The sequence below is a fragment of the Nitrospirota bacterium genome, assembly GCA_030684575.1.
In the GTDB taxonomy this organism is placed as follows: domain Bacteria; phylum Nitrospirota; class Nitrospiria; order Nitrospirales; family Nitrospiraceae; genus Palsa-1315.
In genome coordinates this window covers 113,406-128,725 of sequence record JAUXVD010000021.1, presented here as the reverse complement: position 1 = coordinate 128,725, position 15,320 = coordinate 113,406, and the positions used below count along the sequence as shown (strand labels likewise).

General features: G+C 58.4%; 14 protein-coding genes. 10 read left to right on the top strand and 4 right to left on the bottom strand.

Annotated features, from left to right (window positions below; translation table 11 throughout):
• Positions 1–27: 27 nt before the first annotated feature.
• A complete protein-coding gene (locus Q8N00_15845) occupies positions 28–348 on the bottom strand; it encodes a thermonuclease family protein (protein MDP2384264.1) in 321 nt (106 codons plus the stop codon).
• Positions 349–813: 465 nt separating this feature from the next.
• Between Q8N00_15845 and Q8N00_15840 the strand changes: the two genes are divergently transcribed.
• The gene (locus tag Q8N00_15840; protein ID MDP2384263.1) at positions 814–1,047 is read left to right on the top strand and encodes a hypothetical protein; all 234 of its coding nucleotides are present in this window, start codon (positions 814–816) and stop codon (positions 1,045–1,047) included.
• 199 nt (positions 1,048–1,246) lie between these two features.
• Here Q8N00_15840 and hemL read toward each other — a convergent pair whose 3' ends face one another.
• Positions 1,247–2,530, bottom strand: a complete 1,284-nt coding sequence (hemL, locus tag Q8N00_15835) for a glutamate-1-semialdehyde 2,1-aminomutase (GenBank protein ID MDP2384262.1) — start codon at positions 2,528–2,530, stop codon at positions 1,247–1,249.
• 269 nt (positions 2,531–2,799) lie between these two features.
• Here hemL and Q8N00_15830 point away from each other — a divergent pair, with 269 nt between their 5' ends.
• Positions 2,800–3,039, top strand: coding sequence for a hypothetical protein (locus tag Q8N00_15830; GenBank protein ID MDP2384261.1), 240 nt, complete (start codon positions 2,800–2,802; stop codon positions 3,037–3,039).
• Between the two features lie 32 nt (positions 3,040–3,071).
• On the opposite strand, the gene Q8N00_15825 is transcribed toward Q8N00_15830, so the two are convergent.
• The gene (locus Q8N00_15825; protein ID MDP2384260.1) at positions 3,072–3,587 is read right to left on the bottom strand and encodes a barstar family protein; all 516 of its coding nucleotides are present in this window, start codon (positions 3,585–3,587) and stop codon (positions 3,072–3,074) included.
• On the bottom strand, positions 3,584–4,045 hold the full coding sequence (locus Q8N00_15820; GenBank protein MDP2384259.1) for a ribonuclease domain-containing protein: 462 nt from the start codon (positions 4,043–4,045) through the stop codon (positions 3,584–3,586). Before Q8N00_15820 ends, Q8N00_15825 begins: the two co-directional genes overlap by 4 nt.
• Before the next feature lie 395 nt (positions 4,046–4,440).
• Between Q8N00_15820 and Q8N00_15815 the strand changes: the two genes are divergently transcribed.
• From Q8N00_15815 to Q8N00_15780, 8 genes are all read left to right on the top strand, one after another.
• On the top strand, positions 4,441–6,765 hold the full coding sequence (locus tag Q8N00_15815) for a 6-phosphofructokinase (GenBank protein ID MDP2384258.1): 2,325 nt from the start codon (positions 4,441–4,443) through the stop codon (positions 6,763–6,765).
• A 163-nt stretch (positions 6,766–6,928) separates the two neighbouring features.
• Positions 6,929–8,380 (top strand): pyruvate kinase, encoded by a 1,452-nt coding sequence (gene pyk, locus Q8N00_15810; protein ID MDP2384257.1) that lies wholly within the window; start codon positions 6,929–6,931, stop codon positions 8,378–8,380.
• Between the two features lie 64 nt (positions 8,381–8,444).
• Positions 8,445–9,008 (top strand): hypothetical protein, encoded by a 564-nt coding sequence (locus tag Q8N00_15805; protein ID MDP2384256.1) that lies wholly within the window; start codon positions 8,445–8,447, stop codon positions 9,006–9,008.
• The gene (locus Q8N00_15800) at positions 9,005–9,655 is read left to right on the top strand and encodes an HAD-IA family hydrolase (protein MDP2384255.1); all 651 of its coding nucleotides are present in this window, start codon (positions 9,005–9,007) and stop codon (positions 9,653–9,655) included. The genes Q8N00_15805 and Q8N00_15800 overlap by 4 nt, the downstream gene beginning before the upstream one ends.
• The gene (locus Q8N00_15795) at positions 9,652–11,220 is read left to right on the top strand and encodes a pitrilysin family protein (GenBank protein MDP2384254.1); all 1,569 of its coding nucleotides are present in this window, start codon (positions 9,652–9,654) and stop codon (positions 11,218–11,220) included. Before Q8N00_15800 ends, Q8N00_15795 begins: the two co-directional genes overlap by 4 nt.
• Positions 11,221–11,225: 5 nt before the next feature.
• Positions 11,226–12,692: a pitrilysin family protein gene (locus tag Q8N00_15790; protein ID MDP2384253.1), complete on the top strand. Its 1,467-nt coding sequence runs from the start codon at positions 11,226–11,228 to the stop codon at positions 12,690–12,692.
• Between the two features lie 344 nt (positions 12,693–13,036).
• Complete coding sequence (locus Q8N00_15785) at positions 13,037–13,879, top strand: MBL fold metallo-hydrolase (GenBank protein MDP2384252.1); 843 nt, start codon at positions 13,037–13,039, stop codon at positions 13,877–13,879.
• A gap of 298 nt (positions 13,880–14,177) precedes the next feature.
• A complete protein-coding gene (locus Q8N00_15780) occupies positions 14,178–15,152 on the top strand; it encodes a site-2 protease family protein (protein ID MDP2384251.1) in 975 nt (324 codons plus the stop codon).
• The last annotated feature ends 168 nt before the right edge of the window (positions 15,153–15,320 follow it).

The window sequence follows — 15,320 nt, the reverse complement described above, 5'->3', positions numbered from 1 at the left end:
AGGGTCTTTGGCTGGATCTTGTGAGGCTTAAAAGTGGGGCTTTGCGAAACCATCTACCCGAAGCGTCTCAGCCACATTCTGCCCGTTCACGAAGACATCGGCCACGAGGCGATCATAGAGATCTCGCCCATGCGGGACGATGCGGACCGGTCCATTGCGAAGCAATTCTATCAGCCGTAGTCTGGCTCCCTGTCCGCCTGGCTCGTTGAGTTCAGGCGTGTCGATGCCCCGGAGTCTGACGCGCTCGGTCCCATAGCGAAAGGTGTCACCGTCGACCACGTGGACTTGCCGACCGTCGACTGTGCGCTCGACACCACTCAGCGATGTGGGGGCTTGCCGACGAAGCATCGATCGGAAGCTTTTGCTGCTGGATCGTCGTAGTCCTTTGGGCTTCTTATGAGGATGGAGTCCCTTCTCACGGTGAGGTCGATGGGGACGGACGGTACTCCCAGCTCGTGGTTCAGGCTTCCAACAGAGATCGCAGGAGGAGCGTGGGTCGGTGGTGGTGGCATCGGGTGATAACGGAGTGGTGGGTAATGAGGAGGGCGGCGCGGTGGTTGACTGAGTCTGCCCCTCATGAGGTATGGCGACCAAGCAGAGTATGGTCCAGAGGGAGACCAGCAGACAGCTGCAGGGGGCATGTCTCACGACGCGCAATATTTGTCGGAAACGTTCCATGCGATAAGTTGCTCAGCAGGGTTTATGCCAGAAGGACGTAGGCCGTTCCCGTTTTGTTGACAATGAAGAAATTCGCATGCTGAAATGCCTGCATGTCGATGGGAAAGATGTAACGAAATAGAAGGGGGCCGGACTATGGATATGATGGGACGTGTGGGGCTAGTCGAGCTTTCGATCTTGATCGCGCCTGATCAAAAGATCTGGATGGATCGCATGATCAAGGAAGGCAAGATCGCCATTCCTCCAGGTGGGACGCTGGAGAAAGGCTCGCTCTATTCGCTATTTATCCGAATGCTCCTGGTTAATGCGATGGAAGAGCAGAAGCGGCAGGAAGTGTTGGATATGGAGGATGAGGACGACGACGAATAGAGCGGTTGCTGCAACTCTCCGTCAGGTTTTGATCGTTTCGCTCAAGGGCCCAACGTATACTGAATACGTTGGGCCCTTGAGCTATGTGCGGCATTGCTGGCTGGTCCCGTTGACCAGCTCTAAGCGGTACCGATCTGTATCTGAAACGATGAAGCGCAGTATCTCTGGAGATACGAGAAGCGCCAGGTGAACGGCGCGATTAGAGGCTCTTAAATGCGGAATGCGCGGCCTTGACCGTGTAATCGATATCGCGGCTTGAATGGGCGGTTGAGAGGAAGGCGGCCTCGAATTGAGAGGGAGCCAAGTAGACTCCCTGCTCCAGCATCGCGTGAAAGAATTGCCCGTATCGCTTTGTGTCTGATCGTTTGGCGGTATCCCAGTTCACCACCGGTCCTGACGTAAAGAAAGTGCCCAGCATCGAACCGACCCTGGTTTGCGTGAGGGATATGCCCGCTTTTTTTGCGGCCTCTCCAATTCCCTTGGCCAGCGCTGCCGATTGTTCGTCCAACTTCTTATAGACCCCGCGGGCTTTGAGCTGCTTGAGTGTTTCAATCCCGGCGGACACGGCTAACGGATTTCCCGACAAGGTTCCTGCCTGATAGACCGGCCCGGATGGCGCGATCAGATCCATGATCTCTTTCCGTCCTCCGTAGGCGCCGACCGGTAAGCCTCCGCCGATGATTTTCCCCAGCACCGTCAGATCCGGCGTAATGCCATAGAGCGTTTGGGCTCCGCCGTACGCCACTCGAAAGCCGGAAATCACTTCATCGAAAATCAGGAGGATGTCGTTTTCTGCGGTGAGTCGTCGGAGAGACGAAAGAAACTCAGGGGTCGGGGGCACGACGCCCATGTTCCCTGCAATAGGCTCCAGAATAATGCAGGCCAACGTATTCCGATGTTCCTTGATGATCTGTTGCACCGCTTGGAGGTCGTTGTACGGGACCGTTAAGGTGTGCTTGGCAAAGTCAGCCGGTACTCCCAGCGAATCAGGAATCCCCAATGTGGCCAGACCCGAACCGGCCTTCGCCAACAAATAATCGCTGTGGCCGTGATAGCAGCCTTCAAATTTGAGGATGTTGTCTCGCTTCGTAAAGCCACGGGCGACTCGAATGGCGCTCATGACCGCTTCGGTGCCGGAACTCACCAGCCGGACCTTCTCCATCGAGGGGAAGGCCTGGTTGATCATGCGGGCGAGCGTCAACTCCAGCTCGGTCGGTGCGCCGTAACTGGTGCCGTTTGCGGCAGCCTTTTTGATCGTATTGATAACCGAGGGGGCGGCATGGCCCAAAATCATCGGGCCCCATGACAGGACATAGTCGAGGTAGCTGTTTCCATCGACATCGTAGAGACGAGCGCCTTTGGCGCGTTTGATGAACCGGGGTTGGCCTCCGACCGAGCGAAAGGCCCGCACCGGACTATTCACGCCCCCGGGAATCAACAGTTGTGTGTCGGCAAACAGTTTGGCAGAACGAGTCGTTTTCATAATGGGGGCGCACAGTACCATGTGGCAGAGACTCGGTCAAGAAAGAGCAGGTCCCTGCGGCCTGGTCGAGCGACTGGGGCCAAAAAGTGTCCGAAGAGATACGCCTCTCAGCATTTTTGATACAGGATCATACATCCAAGGGGTAGGGACTTTTCGTAATCCCTTGCAAATATGTCGATTCATGTTACGAATCGAATGCGGCCTAAGTCTTGCCTAACTAGACATGTATGGCAGGGAACGGCAGAGAGTAATTTGTTAAAGGATGAGCGATGAGAATTGTGTGTTCGTGGTGCCGACAAGAAGGAGTGACTTCACTGGTGGGGGAGAAGGCGCCCCTCGATGATGCGCGAGAAACGCATGGGATTTGCGTCTTTCATCGCCATGACGTGCAAGCCCGTTGGCAGGCATCGGTTCGCACCGCCTCGTATTATGGAGTAGCGACCGGATTGTCTTCGGTGCTCTTCCGCTGGACAGGCCTTCTGAACGTGGCCAAGAGGCTGCGCCCCTAGGATCGTGCATTTCTCCGTCGATATACGAGAGCTTAGGTTCCCGGCTTCCGAATCGGTTGTGTCGTGACGTCTGTCATTCCCCAATGGGCCCGTTTGTTTTTTTCCCGTTCCGATACAGCGAACAGTACGTGAAACGGCGTCGCTCGTGGCTGGCCCATTCCCGCTTGTCCGTTCCCCCAGGCCTCTCCCGCATCTCGCAACACCTCAAGCAAGGTTGCGTATTCTTCGTCGTCGTCTGGCAACACCTGCGCCGCATCCGTGATGAGGAGGATATAGCCCTTGGCTGGCAGCCATTCTAGGTCGGCCAGACATTCCTCAAGGGCATCCCAGTTGTGCCCAAAGTAGTCCGGAAAATCCAAGGCTCTGGCCCATTCGCGCAACAGGCCGTCGGTGGTTTGACACTTGGCGCCTTTGATGACTTTCAAGGCAAATCCGGTTGGTGGATGCATCAGCGATTCAGCGCGTTGTCCTGCGTTTACGATGAGCAATGAGGTCCAGGGGGCCTTCGTTGACTGAAGATAGGCAGGCAATGTGAGTTTCGATGTCATGGTGTTCCATTCAACGGTGTGAACGTTCGGTAATGATCATCCGTGTAGTAGGCCTTCCCGGTATCTTGTTCGATGACGATTCGCTCCGCATCCCGCGAGCGGCCGCGTACCTTGGGATTCACATCGTACTCTCGATAACGACCGCGAGGCAGTCGTTTCTCACGATTCTGAAATGCCCCGCTTCCGATATAGCCGGGGAGGGCCTTGCCCTCATGTTGCCGAATGGCCGCTAGGAGGTCTCGGGCTTTTTGTGGCGGGGCCTGCTCGGTTCGATGCAGCCGATCGAGAGGTGGTGTGGCATCGCGAAGAGCCGGCCCTGGGGATTGAACGGATGAGACGGAGGCAGATGGTACAGTTGGCTCAGGCGACGAGTCGACGTTGGGGCAACCGGTGAGACCACAGAGCAGCAGTCCCGCAAGGACGACGACTATTCCATAGACCTTCCAGGTTCGATCCATAGTGTCACGTTCATATCACGAGGCACGGCACAATAGAGGACGAACCCTAGCATGCACGTTCTTGGAGGATCAACGAACCAGCGAGCAGGATGCTGAAACAGGCTGCCAGCAGCGTTCTCGCCTCGAAAGCATCCTCAACGTAGCCAGGGGCTACGCCTCCGGTGCTTCCATCGGCTGTGGCCTTGCTGGATAGCCTGTTTGAGCATCCTGCGGAATGTGTTCGTGCTGGCCGGAAAAGTTTTTCCGCAGCCTGTGGGGCCGGGATTGTTGCTATCACCCATTTGCCAGCGTAGCATCCAACCTGTTCATCTTGTAGAGAATGTTCGCCTGTCCGGCATCTCCGTATGGGCAGGCATGATGGTCGGTTACGTCAGGGCGAGCCAACGAGGTATAGAGTGGAATCCACAGTGGACCGGCTTGAGTTTGTCACAGTCGAAGGACTTCTGGCCTACGGGGAGAGGTTGGCGCGTCGCCCCGCCGGTGAGGGAGTGACGCTCCCACCTCTTTCGACGTCCTCAGTCGATCGACCACAACGAACTCGTGACGCCATGGAGCAGATCAGGGCCTTTGTGCAGTCTGCGCAAGGGGGCTTCCCCGGGGCAGCGGAATATCGAGCGGCCCGTCGCGCGTTGATCGATGAGGGTTGCCGGGGCGACGAACTTGTGTTCTTCGCTGCCTGGAATGCGCTCCTTGCAGCAGGCGAGTTGGGCCCGCTCTTCCGCGTGCCGATCGAGTCCGTGCAGAAGCCGGCGCATCGCCGGCCGGTGGCGATCGTGCCGCGCGCGCAATTGACGCCGCAATTGGTCGAGGATCGTATCGTGCTGGATCTTGGTGAGGATCGGTTTTGGCTCTTGCCGCGAGACTTAACCGGCCGCACGCTCCTCTTCACGATGCGTCATGGTGTCTCCCGCGTGGAGAGCAGCACCTATCGAGTTGGACGTCGTCTCGCGAACGTGCTGGATCCTGAGCGAGGCGTCCCCAAAGCCGACGCAGTGGGTGCAGCCCTGGCCAAGATGTTGGGCCTGGTCGGGCAACAACTGGATTTCCTGCACATCCACAACTACCTCGATCCGCGCACCTTCGTCCATCTGGTAAGCCACAGCCCCAATACGCGGCAACTGTACGAGCGGGTCATCGCGGCGCTGATGCAGGCGCAGGAACAGCAGGCTGAGTCGCCCTCACCAGCCTGCGATCCCGCCTTAGACTCTCAGGATTTCGGATGGGTCACGGGTCTGGAGAAGAAGCTGGAAGCCGAGGAGGCCGCACAGGCATTCGGCGTAGACGTGCAGACAGCCAAGCGCCTGATCAAACATCCCCTCTACAGCTACCCGGGCGGACATTCCTTCTTCGATGTCTATGTGGATATCGTGGATGGGTTTCGCCGGTTAGGTCAGTCCCATGAAGGGAAGGCCGTCTGTCTCTACAGCCACAGCTCCACGCTGCGGGCGCTGATGATTTATCTCGATCCTCGTCCCTTTCGCGAAGCCTTCACTGAGTTTGGCGAATATAAAGAGGGACAGGACAACGTCGTCCTGCTGACCTATGAACAGGGACTCTTATCCGGCTATTCCACCGCGGTGGGCCTGTCGGCGCGGGAACGGGCGGCGCGGGAGACCTGGGTGAAGGTCGAGCGCGAACGCAGAGACCGGATCACGCTCAAGCCCCGACAGATCAAGCGGATCGTAGCCTTGGTCTCTGGGGGCGACTTTGCCGGGGCCGGCGCTGCGTTAAAAGAACTGCGCGTGACAGGCCACCGGTTTGGCTTGGAGGTCTATTTCGTTCGTCACGGGTTCTTGGGTCTGGCCAATAACTGGATCGAAGCGGTGACGGAAGATGATACTCGCGGCATGGGCAGTCATGCGAGCAGTCCCATCGGGAGCAGCCGCTTCGAAGATTTCAAGAGCGAGCAGGTGCAACAGGTCACGATGCGGCATCTCAGGCCATACATGGAAGACGGTGCCTTGGTCGTCATCGGCGGGGATGGGAGTCTTCGCGGCGCGCGGGCGCTCTACGAAGGATTTGGCGTTCAGGCCGTGGGGATTCCCGGCACGATCGATAATAATCTTGCGGGGACGACCTCCCTGGGTTTTCATTCAGCCGTGTCGCTGGCGAATCAATCCATCGAGTCGTTGAAAGCCACCAGTTCCGCGATGGGCAGCGTCTTTTTCGTCGAGATTATGGGGGCCGGGTCCGGCCATCTCGCCCTTGCTTGTGCCTATCAAGCCAGAGCGGAGGGCATCCTGGTCAATGAACATCCAGACCCCGACGCCTATATCGACGACATCATCCTCGGTACGCTCAAACGCACTTTGGGTGTGCCGAACAAAAGCCATTTATTTGTAGTGGCGGAGCAGACGCCCCATCGCCATCACCAGGATGGCGGCGTGCGCGGTCTTGTTGAATATGTCGCAGGCACACTCACGACCTGGCCACAGTTTCAGGCGCGTGCCGGTGAATATCGCCTTGCCCCAGCGACCAAAGCCACCATTCTCGGCCATACGTTACGGGGAGCGCCCCCGACCCCGGAGGACAAAACCATCGGACAAGATCTGGCCTACGAAGCGATTCGCCGCCTCGTCAAGGAGCCGGAGCGTGTGGTCGGATGCATGTTGGCCTATCGCGGGCCCGGTACCATCGAAGCCGTCCCACTCCACTCGGTAGCACCGAAGCCGTTCGATTGGGATATTTTCGCCCGCATGCATGGAAGCGAGCTGCCGTAGTGCCTCGATCGTCAATGCGAGAGGCGGCCCGCGCCTGAAACGGCGGTTGCGTTGTGGGCCTGGATGTCGTTTGTTAGAATGACATCCCTGAATATCATCGCGAGAAGAATGGGGGACCAGGGCCGCTCATTCCGATCGATCAAAGGAAACAACAGTATCGTCTATGCGTAAAGCTAAAATCGTCTGTACCATCGGCCCCGCCAGCGATTCGCCTGCCGTGCTGGATCAGTTAATCGAAAGCGGCATGGATGTGGCGCGCCTCAATTTTTCTCACGGGACTCACGAATCGCATGCCTGTGCGATCAAGGCCATTCGCGAAGCCGCGAATCGTCGGCAGGCGGCGGTGGCGATCATCCAGGACCTGCAAGGACCGAGAATTCGTATCGGAGATGTCGATCCGGGCGGGATCGATCTGGTGGCCGGTCAGACGGTGAGGCTCGTGACGACCCTGCTCCGGTCCGGCGGTCAACTCGGCGCACAGTCTCTCGCGTCATCCGGCATGCGGGAGATTTCGGTGGCGTACCAATATCTCGTGCGGGATGTCCAGCCAGGCGCCCGCATCCTGATTGACGATGGACTCATCGAGCTGGTCGCGCATCGCATTATCGGCAGCACCGTCGAATGTGGAGTCGTGACCGGAGGACGACTGACGTCGCACAAGGGTATGAACCTGCCGGATACGCGCATCAGCGCGCCGACTCTCACCGACAAAGATCGAGACGATCTCCGGTTCGGCATCGCCCAAGGGGTGGATTATGTGGCCCTCTCGTTTGTCAGGGGCCCCGATGATGTGGTGGCCGCAAGGCAGCTCATGGCCGACTGGGGCGGCGACGTGCCGATTATTGCAAAGATCGAACGGCCGGAAGCGGTGGAATGTTTGGACGCAATTCTCGATCAGGCGGACGGCGTGATGGTGGCGCGAGGCGATCTGGGCGTAGAGATGGGACCGGAGGCGGTTCCGCTCCTCCAGAAGCGGATCATCGCCGAAGCCAACCGACGACGACGACTTGTGATCACTGCCACGCAGATGTTGGAGTCGATGACGCACCACTCACGTCCGACCAGGGCCGAAGCGTCGGATGTGGCCAATGCCGTGTTCGACGGGACCGATGCCGTCATGCTGTCCGGAGAAACGGCGGTTGGGCAACATCCGGTTGAAACCGTTCGTGTCATGAACCGTATTATTCGGGCCGCAGAAGAGGGGTCACGATCCTGGTATGTGCGCTCGTCCATCGCGCCACAAGAGGAAGGGTCCTTCCCGGAAGCCATTTGTCACTCGGCCTTTTCCGCAGCCTCAGTCATCGGGGCGAGCGTCATCGTGGCCTTTAGCGAAGGGGGTACGACCGCGCGCTTGCTATCGAAACAGCGGCCTGCCGCGCCGATTGTGGGATTGACTCCCTTTGAGACCGTCCGGCAGCGGATGGCGCTGTACTGGGGTGTGATCCCGCATACGATGCGGCAGATCGCGCAAACCGATGAGCGGATCGAGGAAGCGGACCGCCGCCTGAAGACCGAGGGTTTAGCCGTCACGGGACAGCGTATCGTGATCCTCTCGGGGACCAGGATCGGCCAGCCGGGGGAAACCAATTTGATGAAGTTGCACAAAATCGGGTGAGTGGAACAGGTGGGCGGTGCATCCGGTTTCTTTTGCGGGGTATAGATTGGGAAATGACGCGCACATGATGACAGTCAACAGGGTAAGCCGGTTTCTATTGTGTCTCTATCCGTTGCTGGCGCTGCTGCTGTCAGCCGGGGAGGGGTTTGCGCAGAGCGGATCCCTCGACCATTCACCGTCAGAGGTGGTGAAGCGGTATCTGTCGCTCGATTATAAGGGGGCGCGGCTCGATGCCCTCTCGGTCGAAACGGTCGCGTCGTACACGGGTTGGCATGAAGAGCCCACATGGGGACATGTCGTCGTGACGAAGGGCTTTGTGGTGGCGGAACATTACCGCCAATGGGAGGTGATCGATCGGCTGGAAGTCGTGATTCCGGTCACCTTTCAGGTCGTTGGCTCAGTATATTTGGAAACCGCCGGTTTTGTGCAGGGGGCCGTGACAGAAGAGGTCCGGTTTCGGGTGAAAGCGATCAACAATCGATGGAGGATTGTCGAGCCGATGTTGCCCCCCCATGTTGGGCAGAAGCGGATGGTGAACGTCGTGCGCGAAGCCTGGATCAAAGAGCCCGACCAGGCGAAGCGAGGCCGTCTTGCGTTGTTGCAGGAGGAGTTACGAAAGGTAAAATGATGGGAAAGACCTCAGTCGAATTGTTGATTTTTGATTTGGACGGGACGCTCATCGAGTCCAAGTGGGATATTGCCACCTCGGTCAACCTGACTTTGGCCGAGCTGGGACTGCCGCAGCGGCCACTCGAAGAAATCTTCGGGTTTGTGGGGGATGGGGTGAAACAATTGCTGCGTCTGTCGGTGGGCGAGAGCAACCGGGTCACGTTCGAAGAAGCCTTGCGAGTGTTCAGAGGCCAGTATCTGGCCCATTGCCTCGATCGGACGACCTTCTATCCCGGCATTGGAGAGATGCTGACGCATTTTGCCGGTAAGCGGAAGGCGGTGGCGACCAACAAAGCGATCGAGTACACGAATGTGATTCTTCAAGGGTTGGGAGCCGATCATTTCCAATATGTCGTCGGAGGCGATCACGGGTTCGGCTTGAAGCCGGAGCCGGGCATGCTGTTGCATGTCATGAAAGAATTGAATGTATTGCCCGAGCACACCGTGCTCATTGGAGATAGCACCAACGATATCAACGGCGGGCATAACGCCGGCATTCGCGTCTGTGCCGTCGGATACGGGATGGGGAATCGCGCCAAGATGGACGCCTGTCAGCCGGACTGGTTTATCGAACGACCGGAGCAACTCATGGAGCTATTCATATGATGACTCACGTTTCACGTTTTTCGATGCTGCTGCTCGCGCTCGCCTTCAGCCTCGACCTGTCGCATGCCGCGTCGCCCGGTCTGGCGGATCGTGTGGTAGAGCAGAAGTTGGCGAACGGATTGACAGTACTTATGGTCGAACGGCATCAAACACCGGTGGTGTCGCTCAACATGACATTCAGAGTCGGGGGGGTGAATGAGCAGGTCGGACAAACGGGCTTGGCGCACCTCTACGAACATATGGCCTTCAAGGGCACGAGGACGGTCGGGACGAAAGACTACGAGAAAGAGCGACCGGTTCTCGAAGAGTTGTTTCGGGTGGGAACCGAGCTGGAGCAGCGGCAACGTGAATTTGCACGGAATAGTGTGGGGAAATCAGCCAGCCCCGAGGAGCGAACAGCGATTGAGGGGTTGGAGAAGCGATTCAACGAGCTGCAAGAAACAGCGGGGCAGTTCGTGGCAGGTAATGAGATGGCCTTGCTCTACCAGCGTCATGGGGGCGTCGGGCTGAATGCCGCGACCGGCAAAGACATGACTCGTTATATGATCAGCCTCCCGGCCAATCGTCTGCCCCTCTGGGCGGCGCTCGAAGCCGATCGCATGGCGCATCCCGTCCTCCGTGAGTTCTACAAAGAACGCGGCGTGGTTATGGAGGAGCGGCGGATGCGGAACGACGACAGCCCCAACGGACTGTTGTTCGAGACCTTCACCTCTGCCGCCTTCCGCGCCCATCAATATGGGATTCCGACGATCGGCTGGGAGTCGGATATCTTGTCGCTCACGCCGGCCGATACCGAAGCATTTTTCAAAGCGCACTACGGTCCCGATAACGCGACAATCGCGATCGTGGGCGATATCAATCCGAAAGATGTGATGGCCCTGATCGAGCAGACCTTCGGCAAGATACCGGCTGCGTCCCCGCAGCCTTCCATGGTCACCGTCGAGCCGTCACAACGGGGGGAGCGTCGCGTGGAGGTGGAGTTCGATGCCGAACCGTCGCTGGCCATCGGGTTTCACAAGCCCGGGTTGGGCCATCCTGACGACTATGTCTTCGACGTCATCGATGCGGTCTTGACCGACGGACTCACCTCCCGGCTCTATGAACATTTGGTCCGCGAGAAGCGGATCGCCGCTTCGGTGAATTCCGATTCGAATTATCCTGGGGTCCGTTCGCCGAACTTGTTTGTGCTCAACGCCACTCCGCTGGCGCCCCATACGACGGCGGAAGTCGAGGCGGCCATCTATGCCGAACTGGACCGGCTCAAGCGGGAGCCGGTCTCTGCGAAAGAACTTGAGAAGGTCCTGAATAACCTGGATGCAGACTTAGTGCGAGCCCTCCGATCCAATGGAGGCCTGGCGTCACAGCTCGCGCTCTATCAGACGGTAGCAGGCGACTGGCGCTATGCGCTCAAGGCCAGGGACAAGATTGCCGCAGTCATGCCGGCGGATATCCAACGCGTGGCCACTGAGTACTTCACGAAGTCGAACCGTACGGTGGCCACATTGGTGAAGAAGGCCGGCGGTAAAAACGTTGCGGCGGCGCCGCAGCATGAGGTGAGGCAATGAGGGGGATGAGGGACGTGAAACGTGAACCGCGAAATGTGAAACGGGGATGCGGTATTTTGATCGCGATGGTCATGGCCTTTACCGTTCCGGCGCTGACCGCCTGTGCCGGCAATCCGGCGTTGGGCGATCCGCGGCAGATGACGTTCAAGCCGGTTGAGTTCACGCCTCCAGAGCCGGATCGCGTGGTGCTCGAAAACGGCATGGTGGTCTATCTCCTGGAGGACCATGAGCTGCCGTTGGTCAGTATCACCGCGACCATGCGGACGGGCGGCTGGCTCGATCCTGCGGATAAAGTCGGCCTGGCGTCGCTCACTGGCTCCATCATGCGGACCGGCGGGGGCGGCGGTCTGTCGGCTGAACAAGTGGACGAGGAGTTGGAGCAGTTCGCCGGAGACGTCGGTATTTCAATCGGACGGCAATCCGGCGGTGCGTCGCTCGATGTCCTCAGCAAAGACTTGAAGCGGGGACTTCAGATTTTTGCCGGGCTGATTCGGACACCGGCCTTTGAACCGGCGAAGGTTGAATTGGCCAAGATGCAGACCATCGAAGGGATTCGCCGCAGGCAAGACAATCCCGGCTCCATCGTCGGCCGCGAGTTCGTGAAGCTGTTGTATGGAGCGGATCACCCGACGGCGCGAGAAAGCAGCATCGAGTCCGTCACCCGTATCACCAGAGACGACCTGGTCGCCTTTCACCGGGACACCATTCATCCGAACGGGATGATGCTGGGGGTAACGGGAGATTTCGACAAGACGGCGATGCTGGCCCTGCTGCGCGAAACGTTCGGCGATTGGAAGAAAGGCGAGGTGCCGGTGCTCGCCATCGCCGACGTGCCCCAGAGTAAGACGCCAAAGCCCGTCGTCCGGTTCGTGAACAAGGATACGTCGCAAACGCATCTGCGCGTCGGGCACCTGTCGATCAAAGAGCAGGATCCGGACTATGTGGCATTGGCGATTGCGAACGATATCCTGGGAGGCAGCTCCTTCCGCAGCCGCCTCTTCAACGACATACGCACGAAGCGAGGATTGGCCTACTCGGTCGGTAGCCGCCTGAATACCGGGGTACACGATCAAGGCGTCTGGTTGATGCGCGCAGAGACGAAGTTGCCGTCGACGCAAGAGGTCATTGCGCGGTTTATTGCGAACATGGAGCGGATGAGGACCGAGTTGGTGACGGACAGCGAATTGGCAGAAGCGAAAGAGGCCTATGTGAACTCGTTTGTGTTCTCCTTTGCCAGTTCGTCGGCGATCGTCGGACGATTGATTGAATTGGAATACGATGGGCTCCCCAAGGATTTTCTGCAGCAGTTGCGGGCCCGCGTGGTGGCCTTGACGAAAGAGGAAATCCTGGCTGCCTCAAAGAAGCATTTCCACCCCGAACGATTGACGATTGTCGCAGTCGGGGCCAGCGAGGCCCTGCCGAAGTTGCTGTCGGGGTTTGGGGAAGTTAAAGAAGTGAAGGTGGCTCCGTAGGCTGAGAAAAGAGTGGCGAGTGGCCCGCCGATCTCCTGTGCTCGCGCAACGCGCGGCCTCAGAAGGAAGCGAAGGGGGCAACCAGGCCATCCTTCTTGCTCGCAGAGCGCGCACGATCAGAATGTGCTCGCTCGATGCGCGCAGTGAAGGACAGTCTGGCCACCCCCTTTAGAAATAGAAAATGGGCGAGCAAGCGTGGAGGGCCCATCGGTAGAGGAAAGGTCCTCGTTGGACGCGCGCAGTGGGAGATCAACGGGCCACCCGCCTTTGGGAATAACGCCTTCGGAATGTGGATAAGAGAATAAGAAGAGGGGCCGGACTGCTGATAGCTAAGGATTTATCGTATGCCGCTGGAAGACGAATTTTCAGACATTATTAAGAAGGCGCGGATGGGGCAGGGGCTGTCGGTCGCCGAGATCTCCCGGACGACGGGATTGCCCGGCGGAGACATCACTGCGTTGGAGCGAGGCGATCCTCCGCGTGATCGCGCCGAGGTGCGGGCGTTGGCGAAGGCGTTGGGACTTCGTTCCGGGCCGTTGGAGCAGATTGCGATTGACCAATGGGAGCCGTCTGGTGCGTCTCCGATCTCGTGGGTGGAAACCGTACGGGGTTCGATCAATGGCTATGGTGTGCAGGGATATGTGGTGTATGACGGCGGAGAGGCGCTGTTGATCGATTCCGCCTACAATGCGTCGGCAATGATCGATGTCTTATCAAAGCACCATCTGCGTCTGGTCGGGATCTGTCTGACGCATGGTCATGCAGACCATGCGGATGGGATCGATCAGATTTTGAAGTATCGTGAGGCGCCGGTGTATCTCGGATCTGAGGATGTCGAACTCCTCAGTTGGCGACCTCCTGCCGATCAGCTCAAAGCGCCGGAGGATGGCCAGACGATTGCTGTTGGACGGTTGCGCGTGCAATGTCTGGCGACGCCTGGCCATACCCCTGGCGGGATTTGTTATCGAGTGGATGCCGAGTCTCAACGTATGTGTTTCGTCGGCGATACTCTGTTTGCGGGATCCATCGGCCGCTCGAATCCCAGTGCGCTGTACCAGACCCATCTGGGGTCGGTCAGGACCAAGGTCCTCGGGTTACCGCCTGAATATCGATTGCTGCCTGGGCATGGACCGGCCACGACGGTTCGTGAAGAGCTTGATCATAATCCCTTCGCCTTGGATCATTAACAGGATGCTGAAACAGTCCGCCAGCAAACGAAGGAATAGCCAGGAGGAGTCCCCTGTGCTCGCGCAACGCGCGGTCTCAGAAGACCCTCGTTGGACGCGCGCAGTGGGGGACTCCTCCTGGCTATTTCCAAAAAAAATCAACAAGCAAGCTTGGAAAAACTATCGGTAGTTGCTCGCTGCGGCCTTGCTGGACGGCCTTTTGAGCATCCTGGCAGGGTTTCCCTTGTACTAGGCGTGTGGTCAGTGAATGTCTGCCGTGCCGCGTTAGCTTTGCGGTAATCCGATTGAAGAAGATACTATGAGCCTTGAGGAGCGGAACGACGGCCAGCCGAACCGCATCGGACCACTGCCGGTTACGGCGGTAGATTCAGAAGATCTCGCCGATAATTCCGCGGACGACGAATTCGAGGAGACGCCCTTCTCGAAATGGATCCTGCCCCTCAGCCTCCTTGTGGTGACAATCTTTACCACGCTCTGGGCCGGGGCCTATCAGGCCTTTCACGGGCCGTTCCATGGACCCGTAGACTTTCTCCTCAAACATTACGAAATGCTTTGGAGCGGGATTCCCTTTGCCGCTACGTTGCTGGGGATTCTCGTGACCCATGAATGTGGTCACTATGCACTCTCCCGCATTCACGGGGTGCCGGCTTCACTGCCTCTGTTCATTCCCGGCCCTCCCCATTTTATCGGGACGTTTGGCGCCATCATCCGTCTGCGTGGGCCGATCATGAACCGGCGTGCATTGTTCGACATCGGTGTGGCAGGCCCGCTTGCCGGGTTTGTTGTTGCAGTTGTGGCATTGGTCATCGGCCTGAACCTGTCGTCGGTGGTGGATCGAACGGCGACCTACGGATTGCAGTTGGGCGAACCCCTGCTCTTGCAGTTCATCTCCTGGCTAGTCGTCGGATCGCTTCCTCCTCAGGCCGACATTGTCTTGCACCCCATTGGTTTTGCCGCCTGGTTCGGTCTATTTGTCACATCGCTGAATCTGATTCCCATTGGCCAACTCGACGGCGGGCATGTGGCGTACGCCCTGTGGGGTTCCCGCCAACGCACAATCGCCTTTGCCATGGTGCCGCTGTTGATTATGCTGGGATTCGTGGGCTGGCCTGGCTGGTGGCTCTGGGCCTTTATGTCAGGAATCTGGGGTCTCGGCCATCCGCCGGTGCTCGATCCACATGTGCCGCTCGGACGAGGGCGAACCATGGTTGGATGGATCGCGTTCGCCGTGTTTATCCTCACCTTCGCGCCCATTCCTTTCTCCTTCCACTAACAGGCTGCTGAAACCGGTCGCCAGCTTCGTTCTCACCTCGAAAGCATCCTCAACGTAGCCAGGGGCTACGCCTCCGGTGCTTCCATCGGCTGCGGCCTTGCTGACGGCCGGTTTGAGCAGCCTGCGCAGACACCATTTAGTGGTCTTGATCAATCCGGAGAATTTCTT